The 18,070-nt window shown below is 58.9% G+C and carries 21 protein-coding genes; 7 read left to right on the forward strand and 14 right to left on the reverse strand.

Going from position 1 to position 18,070, the window contains the following annotated elements; translation table 11 throughout:
- Window positions 1-130: 130 nt before the first annotated feature.
- On the reverse strand, window positions 131-1,078 hold the full coding sequence (locus tag JOE27_RS03845) for an AraC family transcriptional regulator (protein ID WP_119689017.1): 948 nt from the start codon (window positions 1,076-1,078) through the stop codon (window positions 131-133).
- Between the two features lie 220 nt (window positions 1,079-1,298).
- On the opposite strand from JOE27_RS03845, the gene JOE27_RS03850 reads away from it, so the two are divergent.
- Entirely contained in the window at window positions 1,299-2,327 is a 1,029-nt protein-coding gene (locus JOE27_RS03850) for an alpha/beta hydrolase (protein ID WP_204917948.1), read from the forward strand.
- Between the two features lie 78 nt (window positions 2,328-2,405).
- The gene (locus JOE27_RS03855) at window positions 2,406-3,620 is read left to right on the forward strand and encodes an MFS transporter (RefSeq protein WP_174141336.1); all 1,215 of its coding nucleotides are present in this window, start codon (window positions 2,406-2,408) and stop codon (window positions 3,618-3,620) included.
- Between the two features lie 50 nt (window positions 3,621-3,670).
- Here the strand turns inward: JOE27_RS03855 and JOE27_RS24760 are convergent, their stop codons facing one another.
- The 4 genes from JOE27_RS24760 to JOE27_RS03870 all read right to left on the reverse strand — a co-directional run bounded on the left by JOE27_RS24760 (window position 3,671) and on the right by JOE27_RS03870 (window position 6,744).
- Window positions 3,671-3,943, reverse strand: coding sequence for a hypothetical protein (locus tag JOE27_RS24760; protein ID WP_174141335.1), 273 nt, complete (start codon window positions 3,941-3,943; stop codon window positions 3,671-3,673).
- 56 nt (window positions 3,944-3,999) lie between these two features.
- Complete coding sequence (locus JOE27_RS03860; RefSeq protein ID WP_046786317.1) at window positions 4,000-4,539, reverse strand: type 1 glutamine amidotransferase domain-containing protein; 540 nt, start codon at window positions 4,537-4,539, stop codon at window positions 4,000-4,002.
- Window positions 4,540-4,620: 81 nt separating this feature from the next.
- A complete protein-coding gene (locus JOE27_RS03865; RefSeq protein ID WP_174141334.1) occupies window positions 4,621-5,949 on the reverse strand; it encodes an SDR family oxidoreductase in 1,329 nt (442 codons plus the stop codon).
- A 102-nt stretch (window positions 5,950-6,051) separates the two neighbouring features.
- A complete protein-coding gene (locus JOE27_RS03870; protein WP_204917950.1) occupies window positions 6,052-6,744 on the reverse strand; it encodes a YetF domain-containing protein in 693 nt (230 codons plus the stop codon).
- Between the two features lie 282 nt (window positions 6,745-7,026).
- Between JOE27_RS03870 and JOE27_RS24765 the strand changes: the two genes are divergently transcribed.
- Together JOE27_RS24765 and JOE27_RS03875 are read left to right on the forward strand one after the other, a co-directional pair.
- On the forward strand, window positions 7,027-7,332 hold the full coding sequence (locus tag JOE27_RS24765) for a hypothetical protein (protein WP_168216571.1): 306 nt from the start codon (window positions 7,027-7,029) through the stop codon (window positions 7,330-7,332).
- 164 nt (window positions 7,333-7,496) lie between these two features.
- Complete coding sequence (locus tag JOE27_RS03875) at window positions 7,497-7,883, forward strand: NUDIX domain-containing protein (protein WP_119689022.1); 387 nt, start codon at window positions 7,497-7,499, stop codon at window positions 7,881-7,883.
- Window positions 7,884-7,889: 6 nt separating this feature from the next.
- On the opposite strand, the gene JOE27_RS03880 is transcribed toward JOE27_RS03875, so the two are convergent.
- Both JOE27_RS03880 and JOE27_RS03885 read right to left on the reverse strand, forming a co-directional pair.
- Window positions 7,890-8,693 (reverse strand): OBAP family protein, encoded by an 804-nt coding sequence (locus JOE27_RS03880; protein ID WP_204920612.1) that lies wholly within the window; start codon window positions 8,691-8,693, stop codon window positions 7,890-7,892.
- Window positions 8,694-8,718: 25 nt separating this feature from the next.
- On the reverse strand, window positions 8,719-8,862 hold the full coding sequence (locus JOE27_RS03885; protein WP_158621126.1) for a hypothetical protein: 144 nt from the start codon (window positions 8,860-8,862) through the stop codon (window positions 8,719-8,721).
- A 178-nt stretch (window positions 8,863-9,040) separates the two neighbouring features.
- Between JOE27_RS03885 and JOE27_RS03890 the strand changes: the two genes are divergently transcribed.
- Together JOE27_RS03890 and JOE27_RS03895 are read left to right on the forward strand one after the other, a co-directional pair.
- Window positions 9,041-11,596 carry an EAL domain-containing protein gene (locus tag JOE27_RS03890; protein ID WP_204917953.1) on the forward strand — a complete coding sequence of 852 codons (2,556 nt, stop codon included), beginning with the start codon at window positions 9,041-9,043 and terminating at the stop codon, window positions 11,594-11,596.
- Between the two features lie 43 nt (window positions 11,597-11,639).
- Window positions 11,640-11,858 (forward strand): hypothetical protein, encoded by a 219-nt coding sequence (locus tag JOE27_RS03895; RefSeq protein WP_046786312.1) that lies wholly within the window; start codon window positions 11,640-11,642, stop codon window positions 11,856-11,858.
- A gap of 79 nt (window positions 11,859-11,937) precedes the next feature.
- On the opposite strand, the gene JOE27_RS03900 is transcribed toward JOE27_RS03895, so the two are convergent.
- Genes JOE27_RS03900 through JOE27_RS03910 form a run of 3 tightly spaced genes read right to left on the reverse strand, consistent with a single transcriptional unit; the run spans window position 11,938 to window position 13,410 of the window.
- Complete coding sequence (locus tag JOE27_RS03900) at window positions 11,938-12,381, reverse strand: YetF domain-containing protein (RefSeq protein WP_115274900.1); 444 nt, start codon at window positions 12,379-12,381, stop codon at window positions 11,938-11,940.
- An 8-nt stretch (window positions 12,382-12,389) separates the two neighbouring features.
- Window positions 12,390-12,896, reverse strand: a complete 507-nt coding sequence (locus JOE27_RS03905) for a hypothetical protein (RefSeq protein WP_115275556.1) — start codon at window positions 12,894-12,896, stop codon at window positions 12,390-12,392.
- Between the two features lie 10 nt (window positions 12,897-12,906).
- Window positions 12,907-13,410 carry a CinA family protein gene (locus JOE27_RS03910; RefSeq protein ID WP_204917955.1) on the reverse strand — a complete coding sequence of 168 codons (504 nt, stop codon included), beginning with the start codon at window positions 13,408-13,410 and terminating at the stop codon, window positions 12,907-12,909.
- Between the two features lie 190 nt (window positions 13,411-13,600).
- Here JOE27_RS03910 and JOE27_RS03915 point away from each other — a divergent pair, with 190 nt between their 5' ends.
- Window positions 13,601-13,834, forward strand: a complete 234-nt coding sequence (locus tag JOE27_RS03915) for a PLDc N-terminal domain-containing protein (RefSeq protein WP_046786310.1) — start codon at window positions 13,601-13,603, stop codon at window positions 13,832-13,834.
- A 374-nt stretch (window positions 13,835-14,208) separates the two neighbouring features.
- Here the strand turns inward: JOE27_RS03915 and JOE27_RS03920 are convergent, their stop codons facing one another.
- The 4 genes from JOE27_RS03920 to JOE27_RS03935 are packed head-to-tail and all read right to left on the reverse strand — an operon-like array spanning window position 14,209 to window position 18,062.
- A complete protein-coding gene (locus JOE27_RS03920) occupies window positions 14,209-14,505 on the reverse strand; it encodes a winged helix-turn-helix domain-containing protein (protein WP_115274898.1) in 297 nt (98 codons plus the stop codon).
- Between the two features lie 39 nt (window positions 14,506-14,544).
- Entirely contained in the window at window positions 14,545-15,177 is a 633-nt protein-coding gene (grxB, locus tag JOE27_RS03925; RefSeq protein WP_115274897.1) for a glutaredoxin 2, read from the reverse strand.
- Between the two features lie 42 nt (window positions 15,178-15,219).
- The gene (locus JOE27_RS03930; protein WP_204917959.1) at window positions 15,220-15,972 is read right to left on the reverse strand and encodes an SDR family oxidoreductase; all 753 of its coding nucleotides are present in this window, start codon (window positions 15,970-15,972) and stop codon (window positions 15,220-15,222) included.
- Between the two features lie 59 nt (window positions 15,973-16,031).
- Window positions 16,032-18,062: a pyrroloquinoline quinone-dependent dehydrogenase gene (locus JOE27_RS03935; RefSeq protein ID WP_204917961.1), complete on the reverse strand. Its 2,031-nt coding sequence runs from the start codon at window positions 18,060-18,062 to the stop codon at window positions 16,032-16,034.
- Between the last annotated feature and the right edge of the window lie 8 nt (window positions 18,063-18,070).

An 18,070-nucleotide genomic window follows, 5' to 3' on the forward strand; every position in this document is an offset into this window, starting at 1 on the left:
TGCTAAGCGTGCCGCAAGATCGGGCACAAGTAGAGAGGGGGGAAGCGGATGGTGTGCGATTATCGAACTATTGTGCGATCTACGAGCGGTTGTTTGCATCGCGTAGTGGACGGTTTCCTGAGCGCTGGGCTCAGGGCACGCTGGGTGTGGAGGCAGCTGATCTTTCCGCGCTCAGGCGCAGTTCTGCGATATCGCGCTTTGGCGGTGTGCCGAACTGGCGCCCGTACTCGCGGCTGAACTGCGAGGGGCTTTCATAGCCGACCTTGAAGGCCGCGGTGGCGGCATCCAGATGCTCGTTTAGCATCAACCGTTTCGCTTCGTTCAACCTCAGCCACTTCTGGTACTGCAGGGGGCTCATAGCGGTCAGCTGACGAAAATGCTGGTGGAAGGTCGAGAGTCCCATCTGCACCTGGGAAGCCAGCTCGTCCACCCGCAGCGGCGCGGCGTAGTTCAGCTTCATCCAGTCGATGGCCTTGGCGATCCGGTGGCCCTTGCTGCCCACGGAGGCGATGTAGCGCAGGAGGGGGGCCTGGTCACTCAGCAGCAAACGATAGTGGATTTCCCGCTGAATGAGCGGCCAGAGCACAGGTATCGCGTCAGGCTCCTCGAGCAGCTCGATCAGGCGGCTGAAGCTCTCCAGTAACTTCGGGCCTAATTCACCCACTCCAGCGCTGGTGTGAAAGGACTGACCACTCACCGCCAAACGACCATCTTGTGCGATCAATTCCGCCAGTGTGCGCAGGTCGAGCTTGAATACCAGGCCGAGGCAAGGGGCTTGCTCGCTGGCCATCGTCACCGCCGAGTTAGCGGGGATGTTCAGCGAGGTGACTAGAAAGCGGCTCGTGTCGTAGGGGAAGACCTCGCTACCGATGACCATTTCCTTGGCGCCCTGTACCACCAGCACGACACTCGGCTCGACGATACAGGTAATCGGTGGGGCCGGTGCGTTACGTCGGTAGACGCTGAGATCTGCGATGTGTGTCGTGAAGTCGCCAGCTGTGGGCGCGTGTGCGCCTATTACCTCGCACAGCGTGGCCAGCGGGTTCGCAGGGGGGCGCGGTTGTGTGGTGGCAGGCATAGGAAGCTTCCGATCATCTTGTGGAAAACATTACGGTCGCGTTGCGTCATCTGTCCATGCCCAGCCGGTACGAGCTGGAGATTTAGGCAATAAAACTACCCGTTTGCTCTACTGATGAAGCGGTTTGTGCGACGAAGATGGCTATAGGCGAGGTGGCCAGTGTGCTGAGCAGAGCATGCCCCTCGCACCATTTCCATTTCGAGCAGACAGGAATGAGTGCATGAAGTCTTTGTTCGTAGCGTTTGCCTTGATGGCCAGTTCACTCACTGCAGGAGCCGCCGATATGTCCCATGGAGCCGACAATTTCTATAAGAGTGACCTGGTATCACTCGAACGGGTTTCCTTCAAAAACCAGTTTCAGATGAATACGGTCGGGAACCTGTTCGTTCCTGAAAACCTGAAACCCAATACCCGTTATCCCGCCATCATCGTCGGCCATCCGATGGGCGCGGTTAAGGAACAAAGCGCGAACCTCTACGCCCAGAAGCTGGCAGAGCAGGGCTTCGTTACCCTGGCAATCGATCTATCGTTCTGGGGGGAAAGTGACGGGCGTCCGCGTAACCTGGTATCGCCGGACATCTATGCCGAAGACTTCAGTGCCGCGGTCGACTATCTCGGCGCTCAGGGTTTCGTTGATCGCAACCGCATCGGCGTGTTGGGCATCTGCGGCAGTGGCAGCTTTGCCATCAGTGCGGCGAAGATTGACCCGCGAATGAAAGCCATTGCCACGGTCAGCATGTACGACATGGGCGCCGCCAATCGCAACGGCCTCAAGCACGCGGTCACGGTCGAGCAACGCAAGAAAGCCATTGCTGAAGCAGCAGCTCAGCGTGATGTCGAGTTTGCCGGCGGTGACACCCTGTACACCAGTGGCACGGTCGACAAGCTGACCGAGCACTCCAATGCCATCGAACGCGAGTTTTACGACTTCTACCGCACGCCCCGGGGGGAGTTCACCCCCAAAGGGTTGTCGCCGCTTGTGACGACGCATCCCACGCTGACCAGTAATGTCCGGTTCATGAACTTCTACCCGTTCAATGACATCGAGACGATCTCGCCACGCCCAATGCTGTTCATCGCGGGAGAGGACGCACACTCCCGTGAGTTCAGTGAAGAGGCGTATCGCCTTGCCGGCGAACCCAAGGAACTGGTGATCGTACCGGGCGCTGGCCACGTCGATCTCTATGACCGCGTCGCATTGATTCCCTTCGGCAAGCTGACGTCGTTCTTTGGCGAACACCTCAAGTAACTGACGCCATCGCCAGGCCCAGCCTCTGCCCTGGGCCTGGGCACCTGCGTCTTTGAAATTGTTAAACCGAGATCCGTTATGAGCAGCCCTGCAATACACCTTCAACATACAAGCCGTCAGGTCTGGAGCGCTGTCCTGGCGATGTCGCTCTGTGCCTTCGCCCTGGTGGCTTCGGAGTTCCTGCCAGTGAGCTTGCTCACTCCGATAGCGTCCGATTTGTCACTGACTGAAGGCCAGGCTGGGCAGGCCATATCCATCTCGGGTTTCTTTGCCGTCATCACTAGCCTGATGCTGGCCCCCATGACCCAGGGGATCGACCGCAAGCCTGTCCTGCTGGCCACGACCGCGCTGATGCTGATTTCCGGGGGGATGGTGGCATTCGCCCCGAACTACCTGACATTGATGGTGGGGCGCGCCGTGCTAGGAGTCGCCATCGGTGGCTACTGGTCGATGTCCACCGCGGTGATGATGCGCATCGCCCCCGAACCGCTCGTTCCCAAGGCTATTGCCCTGATGCAGGGCGGTACCGCGTTGGCTACGGCAATCGCGGCGCCGGTCGGGAGCTACCTGGGCGGCATGATTGGCTGGAGAGGGGCGTTCTTTTGCGTTCTGCCGTTGGCCGCCTTGGCGTTGATGTGGCAAGCCTTCACGCTGCCAGCGATGCCAAGCGAGCGCAACGCGGCGTCAGCAACCGGATCCCTGCGTTTGCTGGCAGACTCCAGGGTCGCCCTCGGCATGGCGGCAGTTGCATTCCTGTTCATGGGGCAGTTCACACTGTTCACCTATCTGCGGCCCTTCCTGGAAACGGTCACGCATGTGGACGTGCCCAGGCTCTCGCTTCTGCTGCTGATAATCGGCGCCGCAGGGCTGGTCGGTACGATGGTAGTTGGCACGCTCGTTGGTCGACACCTGAACCGCGTTCTTCTGGGAGTACCGTTGATAATGACTGCCATCGCTTTCGCCGTGATCACGGTCGGTAGCTGGGTCGTTCCAGTCGCTGTTTTGCTCGGTATCTGGGGGCTGGTCTCCACCTGTGCTCCCGTGGGCTGGTTCACCTGGTTGGCCAAGGCATTGCCGCACCAGGCAGAGGCCGGAGGTGGCTTGATGGTCGCCGTGATTCAGTTGGCCATCACGGCGGGCGCAACTGCGGGCGGGGTGCTGTACGACGGATTCGGCCATCAAGCCACATTCCTGGCCAGCGGTGTGTTTTTGCTGGCGGCAACCGCGCTAAGCGTTGTTACTAATCGAGCGTTGCCTGGTACAAGCCGTATACCCAATGGCACAAGCCAGTGAGACGCCCCCCCGGCAGACGGCATGTGCATTGGGTAAACCCTGTCTGCTGATCAAGCAGGCCGAGAGTGGGCTCCTTGCGTCCTCTTTGACGCAATTTTGTTCTTCCGCCAGCCCCTAAGGTTCATGAGGCACAGCACGAGCTGCAGCACGATCAAAGCCCACGCTTGAGCGTGCAAGCCCCAGGCCGACCACAGCAGGTTACTGGCGATGAAGCAGCAGAATCCCACTTTACGCCGGCCGGGACGGCGCGAGCCTATACACCAGGCTGCCAATACCGTGACAGCCATGGCAGGCCATTCCAACAAATCGATCCAGTCTTCCATCAGGCACAATCCCAATCGTTTCGCTGCTGTTCACACTCTGCGCAGGTACGCGAAACTCAGCCTGCCAACGCTTTGATCAACTGTTCATTGAAGGCGGGGATATCGTCCGGCTGGCGGCTGCTGATCAGGTTGCCATCCACCACTACCTGTTCATCCACCCACGTGCCGCCGGCGTTGCGAATATCATCCTGCAAGGTCTTGTAGCTGGTCATCCGCTTGCCTTTGGCCAACCCGCTCGATACCAGCAGCCAGGCACCGTGGCAGATGACAGCCAGCGGTCTGCCTGCTGCGTCGTGGCTTTTAACCAGCTTTTGCGCGCCGGGAATCAAGCGAATCGTGTCGGAGTTCTGAACGCCGCCGGGCAGCACCAAGGCATCGTAAAGATCGAGATGGGCACCCTCGAAAGTCGCGTCCACGGCGAATTCGTCGGCGGGCTTGTCATGGTTCCAGCCACGGACCGTACCTTCCTTATCCCCCAGGATGTCGACCACCGCACCGCTGTTTTCCAACGCCTCACGAGGGCCGGTCAGTTCCACCTGCTCGAAGCCGTCGGTGACCAGAAAGGCCACGCGCTTACCGTTCAGTTGTGCACTCATCATTCATCTCCTTTACCGATAGACCTTAAATAGGGGCCCGCAATGGCGAGCAAAGTTCCTGCTCGTTGCTCGGTGGTGCGCTTAACGGCGCCTGCGTTGCGAGCGGGTGACGGCCAGCCCAGCGATGACTCCGAGGGCTGCCGCCACGCCCCACAACGGCATGTTGTCGTTGCTGGATTTCCAACCACCATCCACGCTGCGCCGGCCACTCGGTGGCTCGAACAGGTTGCCGGAAGAAACCTCTACATTGGGGCTGCGGTTCAAGGCCCTGCGTGTCAGCCACCCTGAAACCAGCGCCAGGCGCGGAACGACGTAGCTCGCCAGATGAGCAAGGCGAGCGGCAGCGCCCACCGTGGTGTTGGCGCGTGGGGAGATGGCGGTAGCTACCATGGCCTTGGCTACCCGCTCCGGATCGTAGATCGGCCCGGGTGGCGTGAGCGCATGGCCGGTGTAATTGCCGCCATCCCTGAAGCCTGGGGTGTCCATGACCGCTGGATAAATGTCGCAGACGTGGATGTCGGGGAACTCCGTCAATTCTCCGCGCAGCGCTTCGGTCAGGCCGCGCAGGCCGAATTTGCTTGCCGAATAGGCCGCCGCGTAGGGCTGGGCAACCCAGCTGCCCAGTGACAGTGTGTTGATGAGGATGCCGCTGCGTTGGGCCTTGAAATAGGGAAGGGCCACGTGGGCCCCGCGCAGGTAACCGATCAGGTCGGTCTGAATGACCTGTTCATGTGCCTCCAGGGGCGTTTGCTCGAAGTTGCCCACCGCGCCAACGCCTGCGTTATTGACCCAGATATCGATCCGGCCATGGCCAAATTCGGCCGCCTGGGTGGCCAGCGCTTGCACCTGGTCGCTACGGGTGACGTCGGTAATGATTGCCACGGCGTCTGTTCCACAGTCGGTGCATTCGTCCAGCACGTCGAACAACGCCTGCTCATCGCGTGCGGCGAGCACCAGCCGCGCGCCTTTGCAAGCGAAGGCATGCGCGGCAGCCCTGCCTATACCACTCGATGCGCCAGTGATGACCACGACCTTGCCGCGCAACGGGCCCTTTACCGGTGCTGGAGCTTCAGGTTCGTCAGGTTGTGAGGCTTGCTCGATGTTGCCAGCCGTAGGTAGGAGGGTATCACTGGCTGCTATCTTCGAGAGCTGCAGTGCAGTGCCGTCGACCAGCACCAGCTTCATGCCCTCAATGGTGCCCGCCACCCGCTCCGGGAAGACCGGTTCACCTTGCGCATCCAGACTGTCATAGATGAACTTCGTCCCTTCAAGCCAGCCGACTGCCGTGAGCAGCTCGGGGCCAAGGTAATACTTGCCGTCCTGAAAAAAACCAGGGAACTGATGAGCGCGTTCGACGTTCTCCACGCAGTAACGTTCGCCTGGTTTCATGCCTGTCGCTTGATCGATCATGGTACAAACCCCTTCGCATGAATGCCTGCAATATGCTGTGTGCCTAAGCAGCTGAATGCTGGAGATGCAGCAAAGTTCAGAGGAGAGGGCAGGCGGTATCAGCTAACGGTTGCGCACCGTATGCAGTGCTGGAGACCAGACAGCATGGCCACAGCGTTCACACGCGCTCGAATCGTGCGAATCATGGTAGCTAGGGGAGCCACAGCCCACGCAGCAATAGAGGCCAGCCTGGGGCGGTGTTGTGTATTCCGGCCGATGCTCGAATGGAAGGACTGACAGGCCCGCCCTGGTGTCCTCCGGCCCATAGAAATACACGCTGAGTTCACCGTCGGTTTCCAACAAGCCTAAACGTACCTGGCCCAAGTGCTCGACACCTCGCTGGCGTAGCTCCATGAAGAGCTCATTCGACGAAATGTTCATATTGCGCAGCGAGTGGATTTCGTAAATGCCGTCCTTCACTACTGTAATCGGCAATCCATCGATCCAGGCTTCGCAAGCCTTGCTTCGTTTCATGAGGTAGACGATACCCCGATACAGCAGCAGGAGCGTCAGGAACACCAGTGCCACCGGGAGCAGGGGGACGTCCTCGTAGAAGGTCACATCGCCGGCAGCGGAGCCAAGGGTCAGAATGACGACCAGCTCGAAGCGGGAGAGCTGTTTGATCCCGCGTCGGCCACTGAATTTGAGAAAGAAGAATACGGCCGTAAAAGCCGCCAAGACCCTGAAGGCGACTTCGAGAAGAAAGGCGAGAGGCAGCTCGCCGAGGAGCATCCGTTGAAGGTCGAACGGTACCATTCGAGTTCCTTTCCTGCAGGCTGGTGGGTCAAAGGTTTACGGTAAGGGCATCATCACCCATCCCTACCTGAGACACTTCAATGAGGATCAAGATCCCCACCGGGGTTCCAGCGAAGAACTGTAGAACTTTCGGAAAACTATACAAAGTATTGAGGTTGTATAGTTTTTCTGCCGATAGTCAGATTCAGTTCTCAATTCACGGACTTTCGATTGTCTGCCTGAACAGGTTCGCTATTTTAAGTATCTAGTAAGAAGGACAGGCCGAATACCGAGGGAGGCTTTATGAGAACTCGAGGACATGTGTACTGGGACTGGGCAGACCCTAGTCTTCACAATCGCAGCCATGACGAAATTCTTGACGATGGAACTCACATCGACGTGCAAGTCCGGTTATCCCGCACCGGAAACACGCAGATGTTCATAGGCGTCTACGCACCCTCTGGGGCCGCGCTGCACGAAGAAGCTTTCGACTCTCGGCCTGGAGAGTCGATGACCCGGGCATTGGCCTGGGGTGTGGGACGTGCCCGCGAATTTGCTTGCGAACCATCGCTTCTCAAACGTGAGTCAGCTTCGGCGAGTGGAAGATGAACTACGCGCTGCCAATCCACGCGCGGGATTGTCGATTCAATTGTTGACGGGCGATTTCATTTTGCAGTCTGACTGTAGTGCTCGCCCTGATACGGACAGAGTTTTGAACGTACCGAATATTCCGGTAGTCCACCGTTACTCAAGAATGGGTAAAGGAGGTGACCATGCCTAAACAAGGCGAGCTTCGAGCAAGAGCTACAGTGCTTTGCTTTCGCAGCGGCAGGCTATTGCTGGTGCGCCGCAAATCGCGCAAATGGAATTTCCCGGGGGGCGGCGTCAAACCGCACGAGCCTCCTCACAATGCGGCCATACGCGAACTCCAGGAGGAAACAGGTATTCGCCGCCGGCGTCTGGTAGCACTGTGCACTGTCCGTGCGGGTCGTATTGTCCATCACATCTTCACATTGCAGATCGATGAACAAGACCACCCTGTGCCGGGAAACGAAATCGTGGCGTGCAAGTGGGTGCCGCGCGACAAGTTGGCACCGTCCCGCCTCAAGCCTTCAGCTGCCGAACTGCTGGCACGCCAGCTTCCGGCCTTGATCGCCTGACCCGATTCATGGGCTTGAACGACTGTTCGAATCGTTGGCTGTCGGGAGGGCAGCCGGGGCATGATCGTGCTGGCCGGTCGGGTCGGTGATCTGGATGATATTGCCATGCTGCCAGCCATCCGCTGCGGGGTCGGCTGGAGGGATGGGGATGTCGGCGCGTAGGGCCTTGCTTTTGCGCATATCCAGCTGCAATCGTTGACTGCGTTGGCGAACCATGGCGGGGTCGGCCTGCCCATCTGCAGTGAACCCCATCATCAACTGCGGCACACCAAGGGGCAGCCGCTTGCCCTGATCGGTGTGCCAGGTATGCCACGTCTTGCCATAGGTATGGGCCAAGCGCTTCATCAAGGCATGCTCGGCGCTCGCGGGTATCGCCGGTGCGCTCAACTGGCCGGAGGATACCTCATAGCCATGGCTGTGCCACATGGGCTTTTCAGCGGCAGGCAGTTTGGCGAACAGGCTGGCGTCAATGATGTACTCGACGCCCATGATCTTGGCAGCCTGGGTATTGCCGTCGTAAATCACGCATTGAATGACGTCTTCGTTGAGAATCGCGCAGTAGTGATGAGCCTCCATTTGGGCGTCCGGCTGACCGTTATAAAAATGAAACCCGTTGAGGTAGGCGTTGAGCGCATCAATCGGGGGCTTGGCCTGAAGCACCGCAGCGCCTGCTTCGAGCAATTGAGTGCCAGTCGTTGCAGGCCTACCTGGTGCCTCTACGGGGGATTTGGTAGTGGCAGCGCTGCAGCCCCATAGACCAAGGCCGCAAGCAACAGGTAACACAGCGTAAAAGACTCTGAGTGCGCGCATGGAACATTTCCCAGGGGGCAGGTGATCAGCCATCAGACTGCTCTTCAGGTGGTACCTGATCATCAGGCCAATCAGGCGCCTCATCGTCCGGGCCAGGCTTGGGAGCTGGCTCCCCCGGGTTCTGAGGGACTTCATCGACATACGGGTCGGGTTGGTTGGAAGCTGCCATGTCGTGGCTCCTGCGCGGTGGGGTTGCCTCTGGTTAGGCAGCGATACCCCAGGCCTGTTCCATTTGATTGCCGGCAGATCCAGGGCCCCCGACGCGCAGGCCACCGGTTGTCACTTTTAGCGATCATTTCCGGTGTCGGTTCAGTCAATCGTAAAAATCCCAGGCATTCGGTGACTGAATGGACGCAATCAATAGCAATAGCAATGATCTGTCGACGCGCAGCGATGTGGTTCGACAGTTGATACTGGTGTTTTCCGGGCTGCTGATGCTGGTGCTGATCGTAGGGTTGGTGTCCCTCTATCGAATCGCGGGGTCACTGGATCATCGCGAAAGGGCGCAAAGCCGTTTTCATGCTGAATCTGCAATGAACCAGCTACAAAAAAATGAGCGCAGCTATGTAATTACCCATGCGATCTGGCAATCGGCATTTGATCACCTGGGTCGCGAAGCCGATGCGCAGTGGGCTTTTGATGAGGACAACGTTGGCCCCACGCTGTATACCGCTGATGGTTATACAGGCGTGTTCGTACTAGATGACAATGGCACCTCTTATGCCATGGTCAATGGCCAATTGAGCGGTGAAGGCTTCGCTCGCTACAGCCTTCAGGCAGACAGGATCATCAGCCAGGCGCGGCAGGTTGCTGCCAAGCAACAAGCCACCTCAGGTTACTTCCGGTTCGGTGAGCAACCAGCGATTTTCGCCGCTGCGGTCATTCAGCCGCCTTCTATGGCGCATCATCTACCCGCTCCCAGCGCAGTTATGGTGTTTGTCAGGGTGCTCGATGCCACCGTGCTCGAACCTTTGGGCCGTGCTGCTGGGCTGTCTGGCCTCGCCGTCACCGATCTGAACACCGGTGACGAGGCGAGGGGAGCCCTGCCACTGGAAGGCAGCGCTCATATTCTGACGTGGAACATCGTACGGCCGGGCAGTGAGCTGATTTCTACGGTGGTGCCAGCGCTAGCGTTAGCAGTCGTGCTCATTGGCGTATTGGTGACGCTGTTCGCCCGTTATGCCATGCGCGCCAGCACGGGTATCGACCGCAGCCACCAGCAGCTTGCCGCCTCCAAAGCGGCGCTGGAAACCAGCGAGGAGCGGTTCAGGGCTGTGGCCGAAGCTTCATCCGACTGGATATGGGAGACCGATGCCGATTTGCATCTGATCTACCTGTCGGCTCGATTTGCCGAGCTAACCGGGCACCCGGCAGGCGCTTGGCTGCATCGACCGATTACCGAACTGCTCGATTGCGATACCGCGCACCTGGAACATTGGCTGCACGGCTTGGCCGCCAGCCACGCTACGGGCAGCTTGCGCTGCCAATACCATGACCACCTCGGGCAGCAGCGTATTTGTCGCATTGCGGCACGGGCAAGTATCGATCATGGCCACTGTAAAGGGTTTCGTGGAACCTGCAGCGATATCACCGACGAAGTCGCCGCTCATGCCCAGATCCAGCACCTGTCGCTGCACGACGCCCTTACAGGGCTGCCCAACCGCAACAAACTTTTCCGATTTCTGGAACAGGCTGCACAGGGCGCTTCGCCACAGGCCGTAGCGCTGATTTTGCTGGACCTTGATAACTTCAAGCCCATCAATGACAGCCTTGGCCACCCGACCGGCGACGCGGTGCTCATTGAGGTGGCGAGGCGCCTTGATGAAATAACGCGAGAAAGTGACCTGGTGGCCCGTCTTGGAGGGGACGAATTCATCATCGTGCTCTCACGTCCCGGACAGCGAACAGAAGTGGATGGCTTCTGTGCCCGAGTGGTGGAGTCACTGCAACGACCTATTCTGGCGGAGGGCCATTGCGTTCAGGTCGGTGTCAGCCTCGGCGTAGCTCTTTCAGCTGATTATCCTGGCACTGCAAGTGACTTGATCCGATATGCAGACATCGCGCTATACGGCGCAAAGTCTGCTGGCAAGCATACCTGGCGCTACTTTTCTGCGCAGATGAACGAAGCGCTGCTGGAGAAACGCATGCTCGAACGGGAGCTGCGCGAAGGCATCGGCCGTGACGAGCTCGTGCTGCATTTCCAGCCGCGCTACAAGGTCGACGGTACGACGGTTGCCTCGGCGGAAGCGCTGGTGCGTTGGCAGCATCCGCGCAAGGGCTTGCTGCGCCCGGATCGATTCATTGCCTTGGCCGAGGAATCCGATCTGATCGTGCAGTTGGGTAACTGGGTCCTCCACGAAGCATGTGCCAAGGCCAAGACGTGGCCAATGGAGATCATGGTCTCGGTCAACATGTCGCCGGCCCAGTTCAGCCGCAGTGACGTAGTGCGTGATGTTGCCGAGGCGTTGCGACATACAGGGTTACCTGCCCATCGCCTGGAATTGGAGATCACCGAAAATGTGATGCTCAATGACGTCGAAGGTGCCCTGCAGACCATGAACGCGTTAAAGGAACTGGGGGTTCGCTTGAACATGGATGACTTTGGTACCGGTTATTCTTCCTTGGGCTACCTGCGAACTTATCCGTTCGACAGCATCAAGATAGACAAACGTTTCGTTCAATCTTTGGGCAAGAGCGCAAGTGACCGCAGTGTGGTTCAGGCGATCATCAACCTGGGCAATGCGATGGGCATGACGGTCACCGCCGAGGGCGTTGAGACCGCTGAGCAACTGGCGCTGCTCAGTGATGACCGGTGCCATGAAGTGCAAGGTTTCTTGCTCAGCAGACCGGTCGACCACGAAGTGCTGGTGCGGCTCATGGTTGCAAGTCAATCAAATGCTTAGATACCCACTCCTTCTTCACCCGTAACCTCGGAGAATTGAAGCGATGGCCAAGTACCTTTATTTGATCAGCTATATCCTCGACAACCAGCCTGGCACTTGCGAGTGTCGCAGCGACGAAGAAGACCTGAGCAGGGAGGCCGCCCGTGAGTACCTGCAGGGGCTTCATCGCAACGAAGCGTCTTCGTTCTCTGATGTGCAGGTACAGCGCCTGGAGCATGACCATGAGCCCGGCACGTCGCCGGGCCATTACCAACAGCCTTGAACCGAACCAGCTTCCCGCAGCAGGCCCAGGCATCAGCGCGTGCACCAGCACGCCTGCTGGAGTATCTGCTGCGGCCCGATCAGTCCTGAGGGATTATCGAAATCTTGCCGTTGCGTTCGACGATGGCAAATTTGATCTTGGCTACAGTTTCTATGCCCTGGCTGTCGCGAGCAGACTCAAGTATGTCGTCTTCTGTCAGCCGCGCTTTACGCATGCGGTGATGAAGAAAGCGTCCTTGTTCGACCACCAGCGTAGCGTGCCCGTCTAGCAGTCGCGCCAGCCGTTTGGAATTGAGCTTGGCCAGCGACAAGCCGACATCTAGCGCGATCAAGGTGGCGATGACCAGCATGGCGTTGGTGAAGGAGAAGTCATCGCCCAGTAAAGCCTGCTGAGTCGCTTCGCCAATTATCAGCAGCAACACGAAGTCAAAAGTGGTCAAGTCCGCCAGTGAACGCCGGCCAGCCACGCGAAACAGCAACATCAGAGCGAGGTACATGCCTGCCGCGCGAAGAATGGAGTCCATGGTCGCTCCTACGGATAAAGGAAGGTAGAGAAATGCACCGCGCTTTGCGGGCCGGCGCTGACGATCCCTTCAAGGGGGCCGACGTGTTCGCTGCGCAAGGTGAGGTAGAGCGTGGCCACTCCATCCTTGCTGGTGCCCAACTGCAGCAGCAGCGACTCGCCGTGCGAGAGCGACTTCTGCGGTTGTGGTTGCAGCATTTCGATACTCGCTTCGCGCAGCAAGTCGCCCCCGAGCAGTATCATCACCGGCTGCCCGGCAATCCCGTGAACAGTGATGCGCACGTTTTCAGATGTACCGCTGCGGCTGAGCCGCTGATACGCCACTGCCACTCGCCCATCTGTACTCACGAGTTGGGCATCACTGAGCGGGCCATTGCCGAACAGCCCCGCAAGCGCCATCAGCACGATCAACACCAGCGCATACCAGCCGACCCGTTCGAAGCGCCACACGCGTTGCTGCATAGGCATGTCTTCCTCGACGGGATGACGCCTGGAAACGCGCTCATCGTCGTTCATGGTGGTGCCCTCACGCGCGCTCACCGCGAAGCCAGCGCTGGTGATAATGCGCCAGACGCGTCAACCCGTAGAGCGCCCCCTCACGCATGACATCGGCGCGCTCACCAAAAAACCGTTGGCTGCGGGTGAACACCGCCAATGGCTCACCCGCAAATGCCCAGGCGAAACAAAGGGTGCCAGGCGCGATACCGTCATGAGGTTCCGGCCCGCTGATGCCGGTGGTGGCGATAGCAACGGTCGCGTCGCTGTGCCCGAGCGCGCCCAAGGCCATTTCCCGAGCGACCGCTTCGCTGGTCAATCCGTAGCGCTCGATGGTTTTCAGGCTCACGCCGAGCAGGCGCTGCTTGGCACTGGGTGAGTAGACTACATAGCCGCTTTCCAGCACCTCTCCGGTCCCCGGTAACGTGGCCAGCAGGGCGATCATCGTGCCAGCCGTACAGGATTCGGCGGTAGTCAGCAGCAATTTGTGCGACTTGAGGTATTCAAGCGTTTCGGACAGGGGAGCGGTAGCCATTGCGCAGCTCTCGTTGCTGTTTTTCGGTGGACGTGCTGGATGCGATGTTGGTTCATTGCCGATGGCCTCCGCTTATCCCGACCGCACAACATCGTCTGAACTTTGCCACACGCGATGGCTTCTTTTGAGTAAGGGCTGTGATGTACGCGAAGACGGTGCGGCCTGTTCCCCAAGCAGAGGAGAGGCGATCATGACCGAGCCTGTGACATATTTCTGGATTGCGGTGGCGGCGATCATCCTGCTGGTTGATCTATGGGCGATCGTCAGCGTGTTTCGTAGCGACAAGCCCGATGTGACGAAGGCAATGTGGGCGTTGCTGCTGCTGGCGCTGCCAATTATCGGCCTGGCTATCTGGGGTGTACTTGGGCCGCGGGGCATCAAGCGCGGTACGGGGCCATCCTCACCTGAACACAGCAAGGGATAGCACCAAGCATTCCAAACTCATCCAGGTACTTCGATTTTTCACGTAACGAAGTGCACTCGCATTTCACTACCCGCTGGGTAGAAACTGCCGAGCACTTAGAGCTACTCAAGACGGCCATCGTAAGATGCAGGCAGTTCAGCGGAAGAATGGCTTGAGCGGATGGTTATTTGCGCACAAAAGAAAGCCCGCTGCTAGGCGGGCAAGGTCTATCACACGTAGGGGTAGCTTCAGGCTCGCTCAAGCCCCGTGAAAATTAAGTGAAAGAAAAGTCCCCGCAATGTGATGCCCGATAAACAACGGCTCGGTTTACAGGGCAGCTGAAGATGAGGCGACCAAATCACTGAAAACCTCATCCGGCACGCCAAACACCACTGTCACGCTGCTCTTCTTACAGTCACCTGCAGGCAAAGGCCTTTGCCCCGAAAGGTTTTGATCTCGACCGGCGCGTCCAATGTCTTCAGCAGCTTTCTCAGATAACAAATCTGCACGTCGATGATCTTGGTACCAGGATCGAACTGGTACCCCCAGATTTCTCTGTAAATCGTCGGTCTGCTCACGACATGCCCTTGGTTGCGCAAAAGCAATGTCAAAATCCGGCTGGGCGTAGCTTTGACGGGGAAGTGAAGCTGATTGAAGCTCACCACACGGCGGCTGACGTCCACCGTCAGCATCTTAGCTGGCGCCGTAAAGATTGGCAGACCATCGGCAAATCACGCTTCTTGCCCGAACAGCAGGGGAACATTACATGACGCACTCAGCCGCTGCATGTAACCGAGTACCTGTGCCGGAAATGCTATCTGTTGGACGATGGACAGCGATCGCAACACTGGCCAGAGGGTAATGTCGTTGATTCCAAGTGTCGCTCTATCTGCTACCAATGGCGCCAGGGCATCAAGCAGGGGTTGCATTTCAGCGGCCAGTTTCGGCGTTTGCTCCCGTAGCACCTCCAAATCACCGAAGGCTTGCTCTTCCCGCCGGCGGTAAGCCTCCCTCGCGGTTGGCGTGGCGATCTCCGCAAACTGCCCGTTTACGAACCGTGGAATAAAAAGTTTGAGCGCTGTCGGCCAAGCTTCCTTGACCCATGCGTCGAGTGCGCGATCTTGGGGTGCGACCAGGGCGGGTGGGCCGATGCCGTCCAGATACCGAACAATGTCCAGGCTCTCGCCGATGTGACTGCCATCCTCCTTCTGCAGGATCGGCACGGCTTTCTTGCCGATCAGGCGGGTAGGTGTCTCAGCATCACCCTCCATGATGACTTCAAGCCTTACCGGAAGACGCTTGAGCCCAACGATCATGCGGGCGCGCGTACAGAAGGGGCAGTGTTCGTAGATATAAAGTTTCATCACGTCGATCCTCGCTCCTAGAGCCAATACCGAGGCGGGCACTCAGAACTGCACTGAGCGCGTCAGGCCGCCATCGACCAGAAGGTTGGTACCGGTTGTGAAACTTGCCGCGGGACTGGCCAGGAACACCACCGCTTTAGCGACCTCTTCCGGAGTAGCCATACGCCCCATCGGGTTTTCGGCCAGGCATTTGGCGAAGGTATCGGGTTGTTCTCGTTCGATATCTCCCCACACGCCTTCCGGGAAATACACATTGCCTGGAGAAACGGAGTTAACGCGGATGCCCTCATGGGCATGGCGCACCGAGAGGGTCTTGCCGTAGTGAAGCAAGGCTGCCTTCAGAACGCCATAGGGTTCTGCGAACATATCGACCTCGCGGCCCGAGACGCTCGAGATGAGCACGACCGCTGCCGCTTGTGATTGACGAAGAGCGGGCAGGGCGGCTTTGACCATCGTTGCACTGCCCAACAGGTCGGTGTCGAAGGCTCGCCGCCAGGTCTCCAGGTCATCACCCCCAGCCAAAGCACTGACGTTGGGCACGACGATATCCAGCCCGCCCATATGCTGCGCTGCTTCATTGACCCAGGCCCGAACATGCTCGGGCTGGGTAACATCCACCGCAGTGCCCCAAGCGCGCTCGCCAAACTCGAACTGCGCGCTCTGAACGCCTGTTTGCCCCCGAGCACAGAATGCCACTTGGGCGCCTTCCTCGAGAAACAACTGCACGATAGCTCGGCCAATGCCTCGGGAGGCGCCGCTGACCAGCACCCGCTTACCCTGCAAGCCTAAATCCATGTTCAATCTCCTTTAACGATTTTGGCGAAGCGGGGCCTGAACAGGCCCCGCCTTGGCGATTACTTGCGCAGCTTGTATGCGATGATTTCGTCGCTGGTTCCGGTTTCCATGAAGGCATGCCCGGAAGCAGAGACAAGGACATACTGCTCACCGTCGACTTCATAGGAAATCGGGTTTGCCTGGGCACCCACCGTCAGCACATCCTCCCACAGCACCTCACCGGTCGTAGTATCAATGGCACGGAACAGGTTATCGGTTGCCGCCCCGACGAACGTCAATCCACCCGCAGTCACCACAGTTCCGCCGTTGTTCGGCAAGCCGATGTTCAGCGGCAAATGCGATGGGATGCCGAATGGCCCGTTGCGGCGCGCGGTACCCAGCGGCTCGTCCCAAACGGTCTTGCCTGTGTCGAGGCTGATTGCGCGGATTCCACCATAGGGCGGTGCCGAGCATGGGACGCCGGTACCCCAGTTGCGCCAACCCGCATTCACGCTGATCGCGTATGGGGCGTTGACTTGCGGGTAGGTCGAGGCACCGCCTTCGCCTTTGCCTGACTTGCTGCCTGCTTTGTTCAAGGCGGTTTCATCGGGCTTCGGCGCGTAGATGGGTTTGAGCCCCATCTTGTCGGCCTGCTCGCGCGGTATCAGCTGGTTCAGGTTAGGAATGTCGTTGTAGTTGGCAATCAGCAGTCGGCGTACCGGGTCAATGGCTACCGACCCCCAATCCGCCCCCCCGTTGTAGCCGGGGTACTGAATCCAGGGACGATCCACTGACGGTGGGGTCAGGTAGCCCTCGTAGTTGGCCTGACGGAACTGGATACGGCACATCAGTTGGTCAAGCGGCGAGAAGCCCCACATGTCCGCTTCTGTTTTCGGTGCCTTGCGCAGGGTGTGCCATTCGGAGGTAGGCTGGGTATCAGCCAAAAACGCCGGCTCCACCGATCCCCCTTTAGGCGCCTTGACCTCACCGATCGGAATCAGCGGCTCGCCGGTGGCACGATCCAGGATGTAGATGTCACCTTGCTTGGTCGGCAGCAACACTGCGGGTACCGGCTTACCGTCTTTGCCCGGGTAATCAAGCATCGTCGGCTGGCTGCCCAGATCGTAATCCCACACATCGTGCCGGATGGTCTGGAAGTGCCAGACGTCCTTGCCGGTCTTCACGTCCACGGCCACCAGCGAGGTCGAATATTTGTTCTCGGCCTCACTGCGGTTGGAGCCGTAATAATCGATCGAGGAGTTGCTGATCGGCAGATAGACATAACCGAGCTGCTCATCGCCCACCGCCGCCGTCCACATGTTCGGCGTGCCGCGGGTGTAAGTGCTGCCTTCGGCAGGGCCATGGACATTGTCCGGGTTACCCAGGTCCCACGCCCAAGCCATTTTGCCGGTGACCGCATCGTAGCCACGAATCACGCCCGATGGAGCATCCTCATCCTGACCATCACGGATCTGCGCGCCGGTGACTACGACACCGTTCACGATGGTCGGCGGCGCGGTCACCGCGTACCAGCCAGGAACCTTTTTGCCCAAACCTTCCCAGAGATCGACAATGCCGTTCTGGCCAAAGTCCTTGCAGGGCTCACCGGTGCCGAGGTCGACTGCTACCAGCCGGGCATCCAGGGTGGCTTCAACCGCTCGGCTGCGGCACTGCGCTGTTTCGGGTAGCTGCGGTGCGGTATACACCGCCACGCCCCGGCAGGCTGCCGCGTGAGGAATGGCCTGATCCGGTACGCCCGGATCGTGACGCCAATTCTCTTTGCCGGTTGCCGCATTGATCGAAATCAGGATGTTTTTGGCAGAGCACATCAGCAGATCGTTGCCGACCTTAACTGGCGTAGTTTCAGGAGAATAACGGCTCCCAGGATTCGGTAGATCCCGGGTGTGGTACACGAACGCACGCTCCAGGCGACCGACGTTCTCTGGAGTGATCTGCTTGAGGGGGCTGAAGCGCTGGGCGTTATGATCGCCCCCGTAGAATGGCCAGTCGCTTCCGACCTGGGGAATTTCCTGAGCCTTCGCGAACTGCATCTGGAGCGCGCAAGAAATCGCGAGGGCGAGGGCGCCCCCGTATTTGACGGATGTGAACATTACTAACC

The sequence above is a fragment of the Pseudomonas sp. M5 genome (assembly GCF_016907075.1).
Classification (GTDB): domain Bacteria; phylum Pseudomonadota; class Gammaproteobacteria; order Pseudomonadales; family Pseudomonadaceae; genus Aquipseudomonas; species Aquipseudomonas putida_E.